The organism is Lutimonas sp. (assembly GCF_051011215.1).
GTDB lineage: Bacteria > Bacteroidota > Bacteroidia > Flavobacteriales > Flavobacteriaceae > Lutimonas.
On the sequence record NZ_JBPCUJ010000053.1, the window covers coordinates 1 to 19,716 of the forward strand.

Consider the following 19,716-nt stretch of genomic DNA (forward strand, 5'->3'; position numbering starts at 1 on the left):
GGGATCACAACAATTCTATTCATGGGAGGAAATAGTAAAAATGGTCCGGAATACCTATTCAGAAAGTTCATAAAGTCGCTAAACATTGATTTCATAGCCACCAATTCCAATCGACCAAGAAGGCATCAATTCAGAATAGGAAACCGAGTAATCAAGACAGTTTCGTTGATTTCACCTTCAAATGCTGCGAACAGATCAATTGGCGGAGATCCACTCTATAAGAACCGCAAAAGGAATAATAAAAATTACTCCACCCTCGATTTTCGAGTTGATCAGTACCGAAAATATTTTTCCTGAAGGTATTTTTTCGTATTTTACGGGTTATTATGTCCCAATACTATGAAAGAGACCACACGTATTCAAAGAATAACTGTTGCTTTACTTTTGGGATATTTATTTTGGGAGTTAGGCGTTTGGTTTTGGGCAAGAAATAATCCACCATCAGACCCTTTAATAAGAGTCGATCTTATTTTCATTTACCCTTTTTTAATCGTTTTAATTCTTATCTCATTGTATCAATATTTGAAAAAATAAATAATAGCTGATGAAAACTACAATCCCCCTGTTAGTTATAGTTCTTTTGGTCTGTTCATGTAAAAATAAAGAAACTGTAAAAGATCAAAACAAGCAATCAACTGAAATACCCATTAAAGAATTTCGAGACGAAATGAGGTCCATTAAGAATCAGGCCCTGCGAACTTCCACCGGTAAAAATATTCAACTTATTATCAGGGAAAAGACCGGCGGACTCAATGATTTTACCGTTGTAAGTGCTGATTTTGAGAATATGAATGACAGTCTTATAATTAAGGATGCCGATCCACTTCAGTATGCTAACATCGTGGATTTAGACCATAACGGATATGATGAGCTATACCTGATTACTTCTTCTTCTGGATCTGGTTCCTATGGCAGTATTTTTGGCTTTGCATCAAATCAGGACCTGAGTTTAACAAGTATTTACATACCTGAAATTACGGAAAATGATGTTCAGTTAAATGGGTCCTTTTATGGCTATATGGGTCATGATTCCATCTATTTTGAGAATGATCAGCTATTTCGAAAATACCCTGTTTACAAAGAAGGTGACCCGAATTGTTGTCCTAGCGGTGGTTACAAAACACATCATTATACCCTAAAAGCGGGTGAAGCCTCATGGATTTTAGCTATTGAAGAATAGTTTTATTCTTATGATTACTTCCGGCCTATCAATCTCTTTTTATTGAATTTATTGTCTTATGAAATATATTATTATCAGCGCTTTTATCTTTTTTTGGACCTACTCCTATGGTCAGGAAAATTTATCAAAGGAATCTTTGGAATTAATCCAACTCAGTTTGCAAAAAAGTTATTCCTTAAAAAATGCGTCAAATGATTTAATGATCGATAGCATCGAAAGTAGAGAAATCAGGCAAAACTTTATACCAACCTTGAGCATGAATGGAGGCTATGCCTATGGTTCAGCAAATCTCAATGTTGACATTCCTACCTTTCAACTTCCAATCTCTGGTATCGAATTATTCGATGGAGAATCTGAATTTGATGCCAAGGGTCAGTTTTTTTACACGAATTTAACAGCAAAGGCATTGTTATTCTCAGGCTTACAGGTAAACTATGGCTCCAAAGCAAGTAAGGAAAAAATAAAGGCCAAGAATTTTATGTTGGATAGCGAAAAAGCGATTATTATAAAAGATGTAATCGACACATTTGATAAAATAGAACTTCTTGAGAAATCCAAAGTTGTTATAATAGAGAGTGAGAGAAGGCTATCAAAAGAGAAATTAAAAGTAAAGGTTGCCATCGAGAATGGGCTGGCCACCCCTTTTGAACGTGAAAAAATTTCAGTAGCCGAACTTAACTTGGCTTCAAAAAAAATGGAATTAGAAGGAAATCTTAGATTACTGCACCTCAAACTTTCAATGCTTACAGGCGAAGAAATCGGCTCTATTGAAAGAATGAAATTTGAACTAAAACCCTGGAGCTTTCAGCAACAAGATCAAAACTACCAGGATAGACCAGAGCTTCAAGCCTTGCGAGCATCCATCGAAGCATATGAGTACAAATTAAAAATGAATAGAAATAACTTTTTACCCAAAGTAGAGGCCTTTGCCACCTTAAGCTACTTTAATCTATTTGACACAAGTATAGCCACTCCTTATGAAACACCCATTTCTGAGCAACCAATAAATCTCGATCTAAATTATTTCCAAGGCTGGCCTGCCTATCTTGTAGGGGTTGGGTTTCAATGGGACATTTTCACTGGATTAAAAAATGACAATGCCATCCAAAAAACGACAATTGAAAAAGACATGGCAGAGAATAAAAAAAATGATGCAGAAGAAAAACTAGCTCTCTTTGAGAAGAAGGTCGCCATTGAATTTGAAGTAAAAAATGAGCAAGTCCTTCTTAAAAACAAGGAGCAGACAGTCGCCTTTAATGCATTAACACTTGCCATTGCAAGTTATCGAGAAGGGTTGATCAACATTTCCGAAAGACTAGAGGCCGAAACCGACTACCAGGAATCAGTTCTGGAATATTACAAAACAATTGCTTTGCAAAGACAGGCGGCACTTGACCTGCTTATTGCCTCTGGTAGTTTAAACTTGAATAATCTCAATAATTAATTTGATATGAAAAAAAAATCTCAAATAATCGTTTTATTAGTGCCGGTACTTATTATCCTCACTGGTATCATCATTTTGATGCTTTTAAAGCCTGATGCCTCTGATAAACGAGTGTATGTGGGTCTGTTTGAAACAACACAAATAAGAGTGGCATCTGAAGTACCCGGAAGAATCGATAGTGTTTTCGTAAGCCTGGGTGAGTCAGTTGAAAAGGGTCAATTATTGGCCTCCATAGACAGTGAAATTCTGGATGCAAAAATTCAACAGGCAGAAGGTGTTTATTCGGCTGCAGCCTCTGTAAATGAAAAGGCAAATAAAGGAGCCCGTGAAGAAGAAATTATTGCTGTTAAGAATAAATATGAAATGGCTAAAAGCCAGTTTATCTTTGCCGACAAATCATATCAACGACTATTAAACATGTACAAAGACAGTCTTATCTCGGCCCAGCAAATGGACGAAATGACATTTAAGAGAAATGCAGCAGAAGAACAGATGAAGGCTGCGGAATCTCTCTTTGAAATGGCTAAAAAAGGGGCGAGAGATGAAGACAAACAAGCTGCCAAAGGTCAGATGGATGCCGTTGAAGGAAAAGTAAATGAAGCCAGGGCTTATTATAAAGAATTGAAGATTTATGCGCCGGTATCCGGAGAAATCTCGGCAAAAATGGCTCAGGAAAGTGAAATAATGCCCGCTGGATATCCCATATTTACAATTCAAAAATTAGAGGACATACATGCCGTTTTGCACGTTCGGGAAGATCAACTTTCGAATTTTAGTTTAGGAAGTGAAATTGAAGGAAGTCTCCCTGCATTTGATAATGAAACAAGAAACTTCGAAGTATCGTACATTTCTCCAATGGCTGACTTTGCTGATTGGATTCCAACTGCGGATAAGGGTAGAATGGATATGAAGACCTTTGAAATTCATCTTCACCCTACTGAACCTAATAAAGATTTACGTCCTGGAATGAGCATCAATATTCGTCTTTGAGAGCCATAAAAAACATATTTGTAAGAGAGATAACAAGACTTAAAGCCAGATCATCTGCCTGGGTTTTAATTATTTTTATTCCGCTGGGGATTTTCCTTTACTTGGGGTCTATCTATCAGGAAGGTGCCGTATCAAAGGTGGAAGTGGCCGTTCTGGATAATGACAAAACACCTTTCAGCCAAGAAGTAATTGATAATATTCAAGCTTCTCCTAAAATAGAAATTGTCGCTTATTTCTCTTCAGAAGACAAACTCGATAACATCTTTCTTAGCCATCCTGAAATTAAAGGTCTCTATTATATTCCCGAAAATTTTTCTAAAAACATCATGTTGGGAAAACAGGAAAAACTCATCGTCTATACCAATTCATCCAATATTATCTATGGAAACCTCTTGTATAAAGAAGCTGCTACCTTTATCAATACCCTATCGGCAAAAATCACCCTGACATCGCTCACTTTGAAAGGAATCCCTTACGAAAAAGCTCTGAAAATGGTGATGCCCATTACCACACAAACCAGGGCATTGTTTAATCCTCATTATAATTATTTATACTATCTGGTACCCGGATTAACCACTGTTTTACTGCAGATGATCGTATTCTTTTTGGCTACCAGATCCATTAATTCAGAATTTAAAAGCGATAGTTTTCAAGAACTTTGGAATATGTCCGAGCATAATATCTTAAACATCTTCTTTGGAAAACTTCTTGTCTATACAGTAATCGGAATGATGATTGCCCTCTTGATTTTTTCATTTATTCATCCTGTGTTAGGAATCCCTACTGCGAAAAACACACTTTCATTCTTATGGATCGTTTTAATTTTTGTCATCACAAACGCCTCATTGGGTCTAATGATTTCTATACTGTTTAAAGATCAGGCGATTGCCATGGATGTTGCCTTTGTATATAATTCCCCGGCTTTTGTCTTTAGTGGTTTTACCTTTCCCATTATTGCGATGCCTGCCTTTAACAGCTGGTATGCCAATTTGATTCCTTATACACACTTTTTAAAAACCTATATCAAAGGCCTCGAAATGGGAAATTCTTTTTCATTCCTTATTCCTCAGGTAATTGCCATGTTGTTATTTATCCTTTTTGCTTATATCATAAGTACTGCAGGGCTGATGTTTCATCTTAAAAAAATGGCGTCATGAGAAGTTTTATCCAAATAATTAAAGAGGAACTTGCACTGATCATTGAAGATAAGAGTATCCTTTTGACTTGTTTAATTGCTCCCATTTTTTACGCTTTTTTTGTAGGTTCCATTTACAAAGAAAAAGATGTCGCAAACATACCCATTGTCATCGTTGATAATGATCATAGCAGCTTATCAAGAAAAGTGGGCCAATTGATTGACACTAATGAAAAAATAAAAGTAAAAGGAGCTTATTCTAATCTGGAGGATGCACTTTTTTTATTCAATTCTTTGGAAGTTCAAGGAATTTTGATCATCCCCAAAGACTTTGAAAAAAACACACTTAATTTAGACGGATCGACGGTTGAACTGATCTTGAACAATACAAAATTTTTAACCTCGAATGACATCAACAAGGGTGTGCAACAAGTGATGCTCACCGTAGCGGGCGGGGTTCGGCTGAGTTATTTAATCAGCAGCAAGGTTCCGGCCGAATTGGCAGAGCAACAGGCACAGCCTATTATGCCAGTGATTAAATCAATTTTTAATGCTACGAATAATTATGGGGATTACCTACTTCCTATACTCTTGGTCCTCATCATTCAGCAAACACTTATCATTGGGTTTGGTCAAAGTGTTTTGCATGAATTGGTACATTTCAAAAGCTTATCAAACCCATCTGTAAACTTCTTTGAATTCGTAAAAATATTTACAGCAAAAGGAAGCTATTATTTTATTTTGTACGCCTCGCTTTTTTTTCTGTTTTACAAAGTAATCTTTCCCTATTACCACCTGGATTTTAAAGGTTCAGAATTCCTTCATTTTATATTGAGTTCTGTGTTTATTTTGGCCGTTATGGTATATACTGTTCTGTTAGGCACCTTTTTTAAAACTGCCATTGGCTGGACTGAAATAATGGCATTTTCAACCTATCCTTTATTTTTGGTATCCGGATATTCATGGCCTATAGAAGTGATGCCAAAGGCCTTGCAATTGGTAGCCAACCTTTTACCATCAACCCCTTACTTCACCGTCTTTAATAAGCTGGCTGGGCAAGGGGCTGTATTGGTAAATATCAAAGGTGATGTAATTCACCTGTTTGCTTTACTTATTCTTGGATACTTCTTGTTGTATCTAAGATTCTCATTTATTCATCAAAAACGACTGGCGCTTTCAAAACAGTCAGAAACAGGCTGAAACGTTTAAAGCTCCAAGGCCTTTTTCTCGTTTCCGTCCATTAATAACTCCACCGGGTTCTCAAGCGCTTCCTTAACAGCTACCAGAAAACCTACGGATTCTTTGCCATCGATAATTCTATGATCATAAGACAAAGCCACATACATAATAGGTCTGATCTCCACCTTTCCATCAATTGCGACAGGTCTTTCAACAATGTTATGCATTCCTAAAATAGCACTCTGTGGTGGATTGATGATTGGAGTAGACAACATTGACCCAAAAACACCGCCATTTGTAATGGTAAAGGTTCCTCCAGTCATTTCATCAACAGTAATTTGACCATCTCTGGCTCTGATAGCCAACCGTTTCACCTCGCTTTCAACACCTCTAAAACTCAAATCCTCTGCATTTCTAATCACAGGAACCATCAGACCTTTAGGGCCAGAAACTGCAATTGAAATATCTGCAAAATCATAGGAAATTTTAAAATCTCCATCGATCATTGAATTTACATCAGGAAATAATTTTAAGGCTCTTACTACTGCAAGGGTGAAAAAACTCATAAATCCTAAACCTACTTCGTGTTTGGATTTAAAGGTTTCTTTATACTTCTTTCTCAAGTCAAAGATTGGCTTCATATCAACTTCGTTAAAAGTTGTAAGCATCGCCGTTTCGTTTTTTACTGAAACGAGTCGCTGAGCCACCTTACGGCGCAACATTGAAAGCTTCTTTCTATCACTTTTTCTATTTTCTTCATTCAAGGCTTCACCCATCGACGGTGTAGCATTTACTGCGTCATCCTTGGTAATACGTCCATCTTTACCGGTACCCTTTATCTGAGAAGGGTCAATATTCTTTTCTGCCAGGATTTTTTTCGCGGCAGGAGAAGCTGTTCCCGTTGCATAGGTTGCTTTTTCAGCTTCCTGTGCAGGTGCCTCCTCGGCTACGTCCTTTACAGATTCCACTTCAGGTTTCGCTTTTGCAGCAGATCCTGAAGGTTTTGCAGCGCTCATATCTATCAGGCAAATTACCGCACCTACATCAACGGCGTCGCCTTCTTCAGCCTTTAACGTAATGATACCACTTTCTTCCGCGGGTAATTCAAGCGTTGCCTTGTCTGAATCAACTTCTGCTATTGCCTGATCCTTTTCAACATAGTCACCGTCTTCTACCAACCAAGTGGCAACTTCTACTTCAGTAATAGACTCCCCTGGTGAGGGAACTTTCATTTCTAAAATCATTTTATTTCTAATTTATAATGATATTATTCTGTTGTTTTATTATCAAATACACTTTCAATAACTCTGAAATGTCTCTTTTTAAATCGTGTGGAGGATCCAGCTGCAGGCACCGCATAATACTTTCTGGACCGCACTTTCAGATCCTTTAATTCAAAACGCTGCAACATATAACTCCAAGCTCCCATATTGCGCGGTTCTTCCTGTGCCCAAATATAATCCTCTGCATTTTCATATCTCTTTATGACCTTCTCAATTTTCTCTTCGTGCAATGGGAAAATTTGCTCTAATCTGATCAGGGCCACATCATTTCTTCCATTCTGATTTCTGGCATCTAACAGATCGTAATAAAACTTCCCGGTACAAAACACCACTCGTTTAACTTCATTTGGTGAAACCGTATCGTCTATTACTTCCTGAAATTCACCATCGGTAAATTCTTTAAGTTCAGAGACGGCCAAAGGATGTCGTAACAAACTCTTTGGGGTAAATACTACCAAGGGTTTTCTGAAATTTCTTTTCATTTGTCTTCTCAGCAAGTGGAAGAAATTTGCAGGATTGGTACAGTTCGCAACCGTCATATTATCATTGGCACATAACTGCAGATAACGTTCTATTCTGGCTGAAGAATGCTCAGATCCCTGACCTTCATATCCATGAGGTAAAAGGATGACAATTCCATTTTGCTGCTTCCATTTATCTTCTGCAGCAGAAATATATTGATCAAACATAATTTGAGCCCCATTACTAAAGTCACCAAATTGCGCTTCCCATATTGTCAGGGTATTCGGAGCTGCCATGGCATAGCCATAATCAAATCCTAAAACGCCGTATTCAGATAAGGACGAGTTGAATATGCTCATCACCCCCTTATTCTTTGGATTGGTATTCAGTAAATTCACCTTTTTCGAAGAAATTTCATCTCTTAAAATAGCATGTCTGTGCGAAAAGGTTCCTCTTTCAACATCCTGTCCGGATATTCTTACATTGTATCCTTCTTCCAATAAACTTCCAAAGGCAAAAATCTCGCCCATGCTCCAGTCCATTTTATTGGTATCAAAAACCATCTTAGAGCGGTCTTTTAAAATTCTCTCAGCCTTTCTGAGAAGTTTTACTCCTTCCGGAACGGTTGAAACGATCTTTGCTATTTTTTCCAGTCGGGATTTAGGATATTTGGTACCCACACTTAATAACAAACCATCCAGATCCTGGTGCATAAATCCACTCCAGACATTGGCCATAAAAGGATTTACTTTACTCGCAGAATCGTCTTTTGATCTGTTAAACTCTTTTTCCAGTAAACCTTTATATTCTTCAATTAAACCAGGCAGGTATTGTTCATCAATAACACCTTCTTTAATTAATTTCGCATTGTAAATATCCCTAGGATTCGGTTGTTTTGCAATGGCTTTATATAACATAGGTTGTGTAAACCTGGGTTCATCCCCCTCGTTATGTCCGTATTTTCTGTAGCCCAGAAGATCAATAAAAATGTCTCTTTTAAATTTCATTCTAAAATCCAATGCCATCAAAACTGCGTGAGTTACAGCTTCTACATCATCTGCATTTACGTGCAATACAGGTGATAAGGTAACCTTTGCAACATCTGTGCAATAGGTACTTGATCTCGCATCCAAATAATTGGTGGTAAAACCAATCTGATTATTGACCACAATATGCACGGTTCCTCCTGTTGAATAGCCCTTAAGCTTACTCATTTGGATGAGTTCATACACGATTCCCTGACCCGCAACAGCGGCATCACCATGCACCACTACTGGTAAAATCTTAGAAGAATCACCCTTGTAATCTTCTTCAATTTTGGCCCTGGCTATTCCTTCAGCTACCGCACCTACTGTTTCTAAGTGCGAAGGATTGGGAACCAGATTCATGGTAATCTGTTTATTACTTTTTAGTGTTTTCTTAATGGTAGACCCAAGGTGGTATTTAACGTCCCCGTCAAAATCATCTTCCGCATAATCTTTCCCATCAAATTCATTAAACAGCTCTCGTATGGGTTTTCTAAATATATTCACCAGCGTGTTTAGTCGCCCCCTGTGGGCCATACCTAACACAAATTCATCTACATCAAACCGTTCGGCGGCAATTCTAAACAAACCACCTAAAGCAGGAATAAGCGTCTCGCCTCCTTCTAAGGAAAATCGCTTCTGCCCTACATATTTGGTTTGAAGAAATTGCTCAAAAGTTACTGCCTGGTTTAATTTGGATAGAATATACTTTTTGGTACTATCCTCATACTTTGGATGATTATCATTCTCGTTCAATTTATCCTGCCACCATTGAATTTCTTCCGGGTTTCTGATAAACATATATTCAATTCCAATAGAATCACAATAAATACTCTCCAAATGGCGTACAATATCACTCAGCTTTGATGGCGGCAATCCAAGTATGCTACCCGCATTGAAAATCGTATTCAGATCTTCGTTACCGAGACCAAAATTATCTAAATCCAGTGTTGGACTATATTGGCGTCTGTTTCTAACCGGATTGGTTTTTGTAAACAAATGCCCTCTGGTCCTGTAGCCATTAATTAACTCAATGACCTTAAACTCTTTGTAGACTTGCTGTGGAATCTCAACATCTACCTCTTCATCTTCCAGGCTATAATCAGAATTTGCAAGATCGTAACCTTGAAAAAAACTCTTCCAACTTGGTTCAACGCTGTCGGGATTCTTGAGGTATTGCTGATACAATTCTTCAATAAATCCGGTATGTACAGTATTCAAAAACGAAAACCTATCCATTTATAAATTCTTTCAATTTGTAAGAAATGATTGACAAAAATAAGATGTTTTCATAGAATAGCTATAAAAAAAAATGATAAATATCATTTTTCATTGCATAGATGCTAAAGTCATAAAAATATGCTTCAAAAGCTTCTTATTAGATCCTGAAGTCAGGATACAAAACAGGTTATACGCAAACAATACGTATGGGCCAGAAACATGCAAATGTTAAAAAAAATAAAAATGACTTTAATCAGATTGAAACATTCATTTTTTGTTTACATTTGTCGTCTATTTAGAATTAGTTTAAATAAAAATAAGAAGATATTATGCCCAATTCTGCACCCTACTTCGTGTTCGATTATAGCTGTATAGATATGGATACCGCCAAAAAGAAAACCAAGTGTTGCAAAAAATATAAGAAAAAGGGTAAGTTTAACTGTGGTAATTGTCCTAAATTATAGACAGGTTCTTTAAATCTTTTCAAATTCTCTATTTCCTTCAAATTCCATTTTCCCTTCGGTAAATAATTATACCTCGTCGGACCATAATTTGGTCGTTTCGTCCAAAATCATTTTCAAGGCATTCACATCTTCACTTTCTTTGTCCCTTCAATAATTAGAATCATCGGAATCAACTAACCATTTTTTTCTTTTGTTCCAAAAAATCATCTTAACTAAAACTAAACACCATGAACAAAAAAGTACTATCCATCTTAATTCTTAGTCTGTTTCTCTTTGGACCTGTTTCAATCATTTCAGCACAAGAAGAGTCCTCCTACGCCATGTGGGAGAGCTTTTACATAACACCAGACAACACAAAACTCAAAGCATTTGGTGAGGCTATGGCAAAGCACAATAAGAAATATCACAATGAAGCTCCTTATACAGCGAATGTGTACAACGTTGTTACCGGACCTAATACAGGCAAAGTTGTTTGGAGAATGGGGCCCTTGAATTATTCACATCTGGACGGCAGACCTTCGGATGGTGGACATGATGAAGATTGGAGAGATAATGTGATGCCAAATGTTAAAAAAATCAGTTCAGGAGAGTATTGGAAACAAGATTCCAAAGTATCAAATCTGGATATGATGACTGAAGATACACCTCCGTACAAAATTCTTCATGTAAGATATTGGGAAGTGGCTAAAGGAAAAGGCTATCAAATTGATCACCTTTTGGGTCAGATCAGCAAAACCATAAAAGACATGGATGGTGACAATCCCTGGGGTGTATTTGACAATGAATTTCGCCAAGGATATAAGATCGGCAGGCACCTCGCAACTGTAGGGTTCTCAAAAAGTTGGGCAGAATACGACGATGATATGAAATTCAAAGAGCATTTCTTAAAAGTTAACGGAGAAAATTCATGGAATGCTTTTGATAGAGGTATGTCTGAAACCTTCTCCAACAGCTGGGACGAAATACAAGAATACAACGCGACCCTAAGCGGCAATTAACATCAGTAACTTAAAATAGCTTCTAAAGCTGGAATTTCCCTCAGATTCCAGCTTTATTCATTGCTATAGATTCTTAATTTTATTCCAAACTTTAATTTCATCTTCTTCTGAAAGACCTTCCTTAATTTCTACATTCAAACCATCGCTGATCCCTAAGGTAATATCTCTGCGTTCAAAATCTTTTTCACCTGCTTTAATTTCAACATAGGGCTTTTTTGATTCTTCATCAAATTGTACCAAAGCCTCCTTAATGGATAATACACTATCAGCTCTTGCTAATATAATGGACGCATTCGCACTTAAGCCAGCTCTAATAAATGTTGTATCCGACTTGTGAAGCGTTCCTTTTATTTCGAACTGAATAGCACCGTTTTCAAGTTTCCCTTTTGGGGCTATATAATCCAATACCGCGTCAAAAGTAGCTCCTTCAATGGCACCTACAGTAATTTCTAAAGGATAACCTTCCTTGATCTTACCGACTTCTGATTCGTCAACCTTCCCTTCAAAGATCATTCTATTCACATCGGCAAGAGCAGCTATGGTTGTTCCCTCGTTAAAATTATTGCTCAAAATCACTTGATTCCCAACTTCAACCGGCATTTCAAGTACCATACCTGAAACAGTCGACCTGATCAATGTATTCGCCGAATTCCCAAGACCTTTGGTAGAACCCGTTTTTACAATGTCATAATTCTTTACGGCCGCAGAATAAGTTTGCTGAGATTGCTTATAACTCACTTCGGCGCGTTCCATTTCTTCTTTCGAAATGACGCCTTTATCAAACAGGCTTTTCTGTCTTTCAAACCTTCTTTTTTCATCATTCAAGGCAATCTGAGCCGTTTCAATGGCATTCTGCGCCTGATTTAAAGCAGCCAAATTAGGTACGACTTTAATTTTTGCAATCAAGTCGTTGGCCTTTACCAAATCTCCGCCTTCCACATATATTTCTTCAATGATACCGGAAATATTAGGTTTGATAATAACTTCCTCTAAAGGCAGGATACTACCTGTGGCAACTGTTTTCCTTACAATCGTTCTTGTTGCTGGTTTCTCCGTATTATAAACAACAGGATCTTCCTGATTTTTTGAATACAAATAGTACATAGCACCTCCAAAGGTGACGATGATAAATACAAGTATAAAAATGGTTATTGACTTCTTCATGTTCTTATTTTTCTATTTAATTTATTCTGTTCTTAAAGCTTCTATGGGTCTTAATTTTACTGCTGTCTGCGCGGGGATGAGTCCTGCTAACAATCCTGAAATGATGAGTATCGTCAAGGCAATGGTCACCACACCTAAATTAACACTCGGATTGGCAAACATATCGATTGGGTCTGCCATGCTAAGCGCATAATTTAACCCATAAATTAACAGGGCACCAAATACGATTCCTGCCATGCCCGATATGATGGTTAAAAAGACAGATTCCAATAAGATTTGACCTCTAATTTTATTTGGACTTGCCCCTAAGGCCCTTCTGATTCCAATCTCTCTTGTTCTTTCTTTTACCACAATTAACATAATATTGCTTACCCCTATCACCCCGGAAAGCAACACAAGAATCCCAACAAAATAGGCGATCACTTTTAAAGCCATAAAGAGGGTTTCAACCCTTCTGAATTGCTGGTAAAGATCAAAGTGACCCACGGCGCGTTGGTCCTCCGGGTGAATTTTATGGTTGCTTTTTACAAGGCTAAAAATTTCTTCTTTGATATCCGTAATAGGCACGCCATCGACAGCTGTTATCGCCATCCACCCAACTTTATCCCCCCTGTTAAAAGCCTGAGAAAAAGCTGTAAAGGGAACAAAGATCTGCTTCTGCTCCTCTTCTCCGTCACCACCTGAGGTTTTCTTCTCATAGCTGCCCACTACCATAAAATTTACCCCGTTAATTTTTATATAACTTCCTAAAACTTCTTCGCCAAACTCGTACAGACTCTTCTTTACAGCAGGTCCTATGATGGCTACTTTTCGTTTCTCTTCAATATCATTGTAATTGATAAACCTACCCTCTACAATATCCATTGGTTCTTGCTTTATAATTTCAGGATAATCACCATATACATCGAATCCTCCTGTCTTTAGACCTCTCACAACATTAGACCCTCCTCTAAATCCACCCAATTGATTTCTCGGAGAAATGAATCGCAAATTGTCAATATTATTTCGGATTTCTCTTACATCCTTTAAATCATAACTAAAATTTCTGCCTTTTGACATCCCCTGATAGGATTTTGTCACCGTTTGTGTCCACATAAACATGGTATTGGTCGCAGTATCTCCAAAATCCATTCTGATGCCATTTTCTAAGCCTTTTCCTGCAGCCAACAAAAGAATTAAAATAAATATCCCCCAGAATACCCCGAATGCCGTCAGCAGTGTTCTTACCCAATTCGCGGTAAGCACCTCCAAAATTTCATTCCATTTATCTCTATTCAACATATCTGAAAATTATTCGTCTCTTAAAGCTTCTATTGGTTGAATACTGGCGGCTCTCCATGCAGGAAAAAAACCTGCTATGGCCCCGGCAATGATCAACACAAAAACCATTGTCATTGCAATGGAAAAATCAACAGAGGGATTTACTACATAATCTACTTCTACATTCGGACCGACAATTTCAAGAAGCCCCATACTTAATATAAGACCCGCAAATCCTGAAACCGCGGTTACAAAAATAGATTCTTGTAAGATCATTCCAACAATGGACCAGGGCTTGGCCCCTAATGCCTTTCTGATACCAATTTCTCTTGTTCTGTCTTTTACAATAATCAGCATGATATTACTTACCCCAACTACTCCCGCAATAATGGTGCAAATACCAACAAACCAGAAAAAGAACGCTATGTTATCTGTTAAGGTGTAGAATCGTTTCGCTTCATCCAACATGTTGTGCACGTTAATGGCGCTATTATCTTCCGGAGATACCTGATGCACCTCCTGAAGGTATTGCTTTATTTCTCCTGTAAAAATATTTGAAGCCCGTACGGCCTCATCAAAACTTTTTTCGGGTTTTAAGGTGAAGGTCAAATTATTCAATTTGTCCGCACCGTTAAATACACTTTGTGCTGTTGTAAAAGGAACATAGAGATTATTCTCCTCCCGATCTCCTCCTAAATCGCTGTAAATACCAATAATCCGAAAGTTTATTCCTGATATCTGCAAGTATTCCTGAAGCGGATCTTCTACATTCTTCAGCAGCTCATTCTTAATTTTACTGCTGATCACTACCACCTTATTTCTCGCATTAAGGTCCATATGATCAATATACCTTCCATCCACCATCAATTGATTTTCTATCTGTTGAAATGTAGGGTGAATCCCGCGAATAGCATAAGAAACCGATTCATTTTTATAATTAGTAGTTGTACCCCATGGCACTCTGAAAATAGCCGACCTGTGTTCAAGCTCTTTTGAATAGGCTTTTTCAATATGGTCGAAATTCTCATTTTTCATTTGAATCCGTCTTCCAGGATTGAGACCTTTGTATTCTTTGGTTGTGGTTTGCGTCCAAACGATAATTCTGTTCGATGCGTCTCTTTCAAACTCCTTCCGAATCCCATTTTCCATGCCCCTGCCAAATCCCAGCAGAATCACAAGAATAAAAATACCAGAGGCTACTGACAGTCCCGTCAAAAAAGTTCGCAACCTATTCTTTGCGATGGTCTCAAAAATTTCTTGCCAGCGATCTAAATCAAACATGCCTTTACGATTCTTACTTGAATTGGATAATTTATATGCTTTATAGACGCACAAAACAATTGTTTTGTTACAGAAATTTATGTTAAAAAATAAAAAAAAATAAATCAGCATTTCGATCCGAATTGATCTTCAATAATTCACTTTTTCAGAACAAACAGGACCTGATCTATCCTTAAATTATTTCATCAAAAAATCGACTGAGTTTGGGCAGATTATTCCTTTATAAAAAACTTCAGGAATAGAATAAAACCTTTCGTTTTTGGAACATAAATGAATCTTTTATTACGAAAACGTTATTTAATATTGATATTTCAATAATTATGTAGAAAAATTATTAAAGTGACAATTGTCATGATTTTAAGATTTAATTGATGTTAATTTTATACTAACATTAAATGCAACCGTCATGTTAGCTAAAAAATCCCCAAAAGCCGAAATTGGAGCCTACAGCAAAATATTTTTTCAGCTAGGCTTATTATTAACACTAGTGATCATCTATACAGCCATCGAATGGAAATCTTTTGATCGAACAGTTAGTGAATTATCCGCCATGGATATTCAGGAGGAGGAAATCTTTGATATTCCAATTACTGAAAGAATCCAGGAAGTAAAACCACCTCCACCTCCGCCGCCAGCTCCGGAAGTTATTGAAATTGTTGCTGACGAGCAAGAAATTGAAGAGACCATCTTAGAATCTACAGAAACGGACGAATCAGAGTATGTGGAAGTCATCGCGATGGATGATATAGATGAAGTAGTTGAAGAGGAACAGGTAGAGCAGGACATTCCTTTCGCTATTATTGAAGATCCACCGGTTTATCCGGGTTGTAAGGGAACAAAAGAACAAAAAAAGAAATGTTTGCAAGATAAAATCACGCAGCATATCAGTAAAAATTACAATACTGGCTTGTCACAAGATCTTGGTCTAACTCCTGGTAAAAAGAAAGTTTATGTCATTTTTAAGATTGATAAAACAGGAAAAATATCAGATGCAAGAGCAAGAGGACCGCACAAAAGGTTAGAAAAAGAAGCCTTACGTGTTGTAAATATGCTTCCCACGCTTACCCCAGGTAAACAAAGAGGAATGCCTGTTGGTGTATCGTACACGTTACCGATCACCTTACATGTTCAAATCTAATTCCATTTAATATAGATAGGACTAAATTCGATATTTAGTTAATAAGAGACCGCAGTTGCGGTCTCTTTTTTTATGATACATCTCGAATATAAAACCTTCGTTTGATAGACATTTCATGTCGTAATTAATTGAAAAAAAGGTATTAAATTTGCAGCATATTATAAAAGGTAATGAAGGTAATTTTTTTATTCGTGATGATCTGCGTCGGATCACTTTCTAACTTATATGGTCAGGAGATCATCCCCTTTCCTGATTTAAGTGAAAACCATATGGCCGTTTACAATCAGAAAGAAGTATTTGATGATCATAATTACAGTTTGTTTACAGAAGATTATCAGACAGAGTTAAGAAAAATTGATGGCAAAATAGAAGACAAAAAAAGTCAACTTGAATCTGAAAAAGATCCATCTAAGCGGCGCACCCTAGACGCCAACATAGATGAATTGAATAAAATAAGATCCAAACTTATTGAGGAAGCTGAACTAGTCGAAGACCTGAATAAGTTTTATTAGTTCTTTTTTAACCACCCATTCTTTTCTTAACAATAGTTTAACGTCCTACGACACATCCTGTCGCAACAACTTGCATGTTGCGATCGTAATTTTACCTAGTTAATTAAAACCTAAGATCATGCAAAAATTATTAGAATTAATAGAACAGGTGAGATTCGCAGAATTAAAAAAAATTGATACGCTCAGCAGCGCACGCGAAGCTTATATGAATGAATCAATTGAAGGTGGAGAAAATCCTTCAAACTGAACAGAAAAAAGAGTAACCCAAGTGGTTAACAAAGCGGAAGCATATTCCGAACTATAATCAGGTCAATATCGTTTATTTTGAGTAAAAGTATTTTGACAAACCTCATCAGGAAGTTTCCTGATGAGGTATTTTATTTTATTGGCATCTAAGACGATGGTCCATCGCATTCGGATAATCCCATCGCTTCCAGACCAGCTTTCCGAATTGGTTCAACAGTATCATTCAAGGCCTGCATTCCAAAATCAAGGCCACCTATGGTTCTCAAAGGACGCTTCCCATTCGGTGCATTGATTAAATTTTCAAATATCCTGACGATGATCATAGGGTCCGTTGGCGCATTATCATCATTGAACATTGTTTCCACATTAGTTGCAAAACCATCACTAAATTCACCAACGTGCTTATAAGCAGCTGCAATATCTTCCTCCTGAGCTCCTTCAATCCCGCCAAAAAAGTTAGTTGCAAAAGGGCCTGGCTCCACTAAAACCACATCAATACCTAAAGGTGCCAGTTCATAACGCAACGATTCACTGAGACCCTCCAAGCCCCATTTACTTGCATGATATATGCCAAAACCGGGAAAAGCACATCGTCCGGCAATTGAGCTGACTTGAATGATCAAACCACTACCTTTTGACCGCATCCCTGGTAAAACCGCCTTCGCCATCCTGAAAGGTCCGACAATATTTAAATCCATTTGAGCCAGGCATTGTTTCCCGGTAAATGCTTCAATGGGTCCTCCATAGCCCTTGCCTGCATTATTGATCAATACATCCATAGGAGGCAGACCAGCCATGGCTGAATCGATACTTTGGTCGGAGGTGACATCGATGTCCACGATATCCATTTTATAGTGATTGTCATTGGCGTACTGCTTTAGTTCAGAAGCAACTTCAGCATTACTGCTTCTCACATTTCGCATACTGGCATAAACATGATGCCCTTTTTTTGAAAGAAATTTAGCTGCATCGAATCCGAATCCCGAACTGCAACCGGTAATAAGTACATTTTTCATAAAATAAATTAGTTTAAGGTAATACTACAAAAGGTTTATATAATTTTTTACTCAAAGCTCCGGGCACCTCAGAAATAAGAAAATATTCTCCAGGTGTAAGAGCTACTTCAAAATATCCAACAGATCCTGTTGGCATTTCATTGACACCTCCTAAAAAAGTAAAACCATTAGGAGCTGGGGTCACAAGCCCTTTCGGATCTGCCCAATTTAACCAATGTTCAAGTTCGGAAATATCAGCGGATTCTCCAAGTCGCACCAAATTTATGTCATGTCCAACAAAATTCTCATGGGAAATCTGATCATCAAAGTACACTTCAAAAATTTGTTTGCCTTTTGAGAGGGTATCTTTAAAAGTGATTCCATTTTCACTTGAAATCCTAATTTTATTGTCAACTTTTGGAGCAGTGTTATCAGAAACCTCCTCAGTAACCACCAGAGCTTTTGCCATTCCCATTGTGGAATGAAATTTTCCATTAGGCATTTTCACATAACATTCAACCACATAATAACCAGGTTCCATATTCAAGGTAGTTAAACTTGTATTATTTGGTGATAAAAGACCCGAACCTCCCACAAATACGATTTTAAAGAACCATTCTGGCAACATGTTAAAAGCCTCAAAACCCTCTTTTTGCATTCCTTTATTAATCAAATCCATTCCCTTTTGAAATACTGGCCCAACGTCTTTTTCAGTATCATGAATCGTTTTTCCAGGCGGATACTTATCCAAAAGAAAAAAATGAGTTTCGTTTGATTGGTTTTCATACTTGAATGTATGCCAGCCTGAACTAATACTATCAGGCATTTGAAACTCCATTCGCTGGGTAATAATTTCGATGTATGGACTTGCTGCTTTTTCCGGAATTATTTCAGTGGCTTGTTTTTTGTCAGAATCACAAGCTGTTACAACAGCCATAAAAACAACCATGGCATTACAAATTAAGACAAACAATCTGTTCTTGACATCAATGATTTTGAGCATAAGGTAAAATTTTAAAACAAGCTTAAATAGAGTTAAAAACATGTCATTTTGCAATCGAAATTGGACCAATGGTCCATATCTCTTTCCGAAGGGCACAAATTATTTATCAAATTTTTGTTCAACTTATTTTGATATTAGTTAAACAAAACGTATCTTTACCTAGAATTAAAGCCAATGATCCTAAATACAACATATACCAATAAAGACCATGATAACTTGATTATCAACTTAGTAGGTCGTCCGTTCAGCTTTTTAAAGCAATTAAAGTTGCGCGGTATTGGCTCAAGACGAATGATTATTGATAAGGTGAGTCCTAAACTGGAAAGAGCCTTATTGAATGGTTCCGATCTGAATTATGCGAATATTGAATTAAGACCCAAAGGCATACTTGTTAGAATAACAAGAAGATTGGATAATTTTACCTGGATTATACCTTACTACCAATTATACACATATATGACAAATGGATTCAGTATCCACGGTCAAGGAGAATTTTTGCAATTTAGGAATGATCGTTTCTTAAAAAGCAACAAAGAGTTTATTAAAAAGATGTTGAATTTAAAAGTCATTTTCACCAAAGACTATTATATCTAAAATCCCAAAGATTATGAAAACTTATAGCATTATTATCGTTTGTCTTACATTAGGAATTTTTTATGGTCTGGCAGTAAAACTAGAGCATCAAAAGCAGTCTGCTCAATTTTCCAAAGAAATTCGTTCTGCCTCAGCGAATGAG

The 19,716-nt window shown here is 37.2% G+C and carries 17 protein-coding genes and 1 pseudogene; 11 read left to right on the plus strand and 7 right to left on the minus strand.

What is annotated here, in order from left to right; translation table 11 throughout:
• From ACR2MV_RS05335 to ACR2MV_RS05360, 6 genes and pseudogenes are all read left to right on the plus strand, one after another.
• Positions 1 to 297: pseudogene (locus ACR2MV_RS05335) on the plus strand (uracil-DNA glycosylase family protein); the annotation flags it as partial.
• 247 nt (positions 298 to 544) lie between these two features.
• Positions 545 to 1,180, plus strand: coding sequence for a hypothetical protein (locus tag ACR2MV_RS05340; RefSeq protein WP_434020870.1), 636 nt, complete (start codon positions 545 to 547; stop codon positions 1,178 to 1,180).
• A 58-nt stretch (positions 1,181 to 1,238) separates the two neighbouring features.
• A complete protein-coding gene (locus ACR2MV_RS05345; protein ID WP_434020871.1) occupies positions 1,239 to 2,624 on the plus strand; it encodes a TolC family protein in 1,386 nt (461 codons plus the stop codon).
• Between the two features lie 6 nt (positions 2,625 to 2,630).
• Positions 2,631 to 3,614, plus strand: a complete 984-nt coding sequence (locus tag ACR2MV_RS05350) for an HlyD family secretion protein (protein WP_434020872.1) — start codon at positions 2,631 to 2,633, stop codon at positions 3,612 to 3,614.
• Positions 3,611 to 4,771, plus strand: a complete 1,161-nt coding sequence (locus tag ACR2MV_RS05355; RefSeq protein WP_434020873.1) for an ABC transporter permease — start codon at positions 3,611 to 3,613, stop codon at positions 4,769 to 4,771. The genes ACR2MV_RS05350 and ACR2MV_RS05355 overlap by 4 nt, the downstream gene beginning before the upstream one ends.
• Positions 4,768 to 5,949 carry an ABC transporter permease gene (locus ACR2MV_RS05360; RefSeq protein WP_434020874.1) on the plus strand — a complete coding sequence of 394 codons (1,182 nt, stop codon included), beginning with the start codon at positions 4,768 to 4,770 and terminating at the stop codon, positions 5,947 to 5,949. The genes ACR2MV_RS05355 and ACR2MV_RS05360 overlap by 4 nt, the downstream gene beginning before the upstream one ends.
• 5 nt (positions 5,950 to 5,954) lie before the next feature.
• Here the strand turns inward: ACR2MV_RS05360 and odhB are convergent, their stop codons facing one another.
• Positions 5,955 to 7,172: a 2-oxoglutarate dehydrogenase complex dihydrolipoyllysine-residue succinyltransferase gene (gene odhB, locus ACR2MV_RS05365; RefSeq protein ID WP_434020875.1), complete on the minus strand. Its 1,218-nt coding sequence runs from the start codon at positions 7,170 to 7,172 to the stop codon at positions 5,955 to 5,957.
• Positions 7,173 to 7,195: 23 nt separating this feature from the next.
• Positions 7,196 to 9,937, minus strand: coding sequence for a 2-oxoglutarate dehydrogenase E1 component (locus tag ACR2MV_RS05370; RefSeq protein WP_434020876.1), 2,742 nt, complete (start codon positions 9,935 to 9,937; stop codon positions 7,196 to 7,198).
• Between the two features lie 673 nt (positions 9,938 to 10,610).
• Between ACR2MV_RS05370 and ACR2MV_RS05375 the strand changes: the two genes are divergently transcribed.
• Positions 10,611 to 11,381 (plus strand): hypothetical protein, encoded by a 771-nt coding sequence (locus ACR2MV_RS05375; protein WP_434020877.1) that lies wholly within the window; start codon positions 10,611 to 10,613, stop codon positions 11,379 to 11,381.
• A 63-nt stretch (positions 11,382 to 11,444) separates the two neighbouring features.
• Here ACR2MV_RS05375 and ACR2MV_RS05380 read toward each other — a convergent pair whose 3' ends face one another.
• Genes ACR2MV_RS05380 through ACR2MV_RS05390 form a run of 3 tightly spaced genes read right to left on the minus strand, consistent with a single transcriptional unit; the run spans position 11,445 to position 15,086 of the window.
• On the minus strand, positions 11,445 to 12,545 hold the full coding sequence (locus tag ACR2MV_RS05380; RefSeq protein WP_434020878.1) for an efflux RND transporter periplasmic adaptor subunit: 1,101 nt from the start codon (positions 12,543 to 12,545) through the stop codon (positions 11,445 to 11,447).
• 21 nt (positions 12,546 to 12,566) lie between these two features.
• A complete protein-coding gene (locus ACR2MV_RS05385; RefSeq protein WP_434020879.1) occupies positions 12,567 to 13,826 on the minus strand; it encodes an ABC transporter permease in 1,260 nt (419 codons plus the stop codon).
• Positions 13,827 to 13,835: 9 nt separating this feature from the next.
• On the minus strand, positions 13,836 to 15,086 hold the full coding sequence (locus ACR2MV_RS05390; protein WP_434020880.1) for an ABC transporter permease: 1,251 nt from the start codon (positions 15,084 to 15,086) through the stop codon (positions 13,836 to 13,838).
• 406 nt (positions 15,087 to 15,492) lie between these two features.
• Between ACR2MV_RS05390 and ACR2MV_RS05395 the strand changes: the two genes are divergently transcribed.
• From ACR2MV_RS05395 to ACR2MV_RS05405, 3 genes are all read left to right on the plus strand, one after another.
• On the plus strand, positions 15,493 to 16,224 hold the full coding sequence (locus ACR2MV_RS05395; protein WP_434020881.1) for an energy transducer TonB: 732 nt from the start codon (positions 15,493 to 15,495) through the stop codon (positions 16,222 to 16,224).
• 170 nt (positions 16,225 to 16,394) lie between these two features.
• Positions 16,395 to 16,736 (plus strand): hypothetical protein, encoded by a 342-nt coding sequence (locus tag ACR2MV_RS05400; RefSeq protein WP_434020882.1) that lies wholly within the window; start codon positions 16,395 to 16,397, stop codon positions 16,734 to 16,736.
• A gap of 118 nt (positions 16,737 to 16,854) precedes the next feature.
• Entirely contained in the window at positions 16,855 to 16,983 is a 129-nt protein-coding gene (locus tag ACR2MV_RS05405; RefSeq protein ID WP_434020883.1) for a hypothetical protein, read from the plus strand.
• 145 nt (positions 16,984 to 17,128) lie between these two features.
• On the opposite strand, the gene ACR2MV_RS05410 is transcribed toward ACR2MV_RS05405, so the two are convergent.
• Both ACR2MV_RS05410 and ACR2MV_RS05415 read right to left on the minus strand, forming a co-directional pair.
• On the minus strand, positions 17,129 to 17,998 hold the full coding sequence (locus ACR2MV_RS05410) for an SDR family oxidoreductase (protein WP_434020884.1): 870 nt from the start codon (positions 17,996 to 17,998) through the stop codon (positions 17,129 to 17,131).
• Positions 17,999 to 18,011: 13 nt separating this feature from the next.
• Positions 18,012 to 18,980 carry a hypothetical protein gene (locus ACR2MV_RS05415; RefSeq protein ID WP_434020885.1) on the minus strand — a complete coding sequence of 323 codons (969 nt, stop codon included), beginning with the start codon at positions 18,978 to 18,980 and terminating at the stop codon, positions 18,012 to 18,014.
• A 174-nt stretch (positions 18,981 to 19,154) separates the two neighbouring features.
• On the opposite strand from ACR2MV_RS05415, the gene ACR2MV_RS05420 reads away from it, so the two are divergent.
• Positions 19,155 to 19,574: a hypothetical protein gene (locus tag ACR2MV_RS05420; protein WP_434020886.1), complete on the plus strand. Its 420-nt coding sequence runs from the start codon at positions 19,155 to 19,157 to the stop codon at positions 19,572 to 19,574.
• Positions 19,575 to 19,716: the final 142 nt, after the last annotated feature.

What these genes read in the sequence shown, in the direction of transcription:
- odhB (WP_434020875.1), bottom strand. Translation starts at nt 7,172, where the DNA reads ATGATTTTAGAAATGAAAGTTCCCTCACCAGGGGAGTCTATTACTGAA.
- ACR2MV_RS05410 (WP_434020884.1), bottom strand. Translation starts at nt 17,998, where the DNA reads ATGAAAAATGTACTTATTACCGGTTGCAGTTCGGGATTCGGATTCGAT.
- ACR2MV_RS05375 (WP_434020877.1), top strand. Translation starts at nt 10,611, where the DNA reads ATGAACAAAAAAGTACTATCCATCTTAATTCTTAGTCTGTTTCTCTTT.
- ACR2MV_RS05395 (WP_434020881.1), top strand. Translation starts at nt 15,493, where the DNA reads ATGTTAGCTAAAAAATCCCCAAAAGCCGAAATTGGAGCCTACAGCAAA.
- ACR2MV_RS05380 (WP_434020878.1), bottom strand. Translation starts at nt 12,545, where the DNA reads ATGAAGAAGTCAATAACCATTTTTATACTTGTATTTATCATCGTCACC.
- ACR2MV_RS05390 (WP_434020880.1), bottom strand. Translation starts at nt 15,086, where the DNA reads ATGTTTGATTTAGATCGCTGGCAAGAAATTTTTGAGACCATCGCAAAG.
- ACR2MV_RS05415 (WP_434020885.1), bottom strand. Translation starts at nt 18,980, where the DNA reads ATGCTCAAAATCATTGATGTCAAGAACAGATTGTTTGTCTTAATTTGT.
- ACR2MV_RS05350 (WP_434020872.1), top strand. Translation starts at nt 2,631, where the DNA reads ATGAAAAAAAAATCTCAAATAATCGTTTTATTAGTGCCGGTACTTATT.
- ACR2MV_RS05345 (WP_434020871.1), top strand. Translation starts at nt 1,239, where the DNA reads ATGAAATATATTATTATCAGCGCTTTTATCTTTTTTTGGACCTACTCC.
- ACR2MV_RS05360 (WP_434020874.1), top strand. Translation starts at nt 4,768, where the DNA reads ATGAGAAGTTTTATCCAAATAATTAAAGAGGAACTTGCACTGATCATT.
- ACR2MV_RS05420 (WP_434020886.1), top strand. Translation starts at nt 19,155, where the DNA reads ATGATCCTAAATACAACATATACCAATAAAGACCATGATAACTTGATT.
- ACR2MV_RS05400 (WP_434020882.1), top strand. Translation starts at nt 16,395, where the DNA reads ATGAAGGTAATTTTTTTATTCGTGATGATCTGCGTCGGATCACTTTCT.
- ACR2MV_RS05385 (WP_434020879.1), bottom strand. Translation starts at nt 13,826, where the DNA reads ATGTTGAATAGAGATAAATGGAATGAAATTTTGGAGGTGCTTACCGCG.
- ACR2MV_RS05370 (WP_434020876.1), bottom strand. Translation starts at nt 9,937, where the DNA reads ATGGATAGGTTTTCGTTTTTGAATACTGTACATACCGGATTTATTGAA.
- ACR2MV_RS05405 (WP_434020883.1), top strand. Translation starts at nt 16,855, where the DNA reads ATGCAAAAATTATTAGAATTAATAGAACAGGTGAGATTCGCAGAATTA.
- ACR2MV_RS05340 (WP_434020870.1), top strand. Translation starts at nt 545, where the DNA reads ATGAAAACTACAATCCCCCTGTTAGTTATAGTTCTTTTGGTCTGTTCA.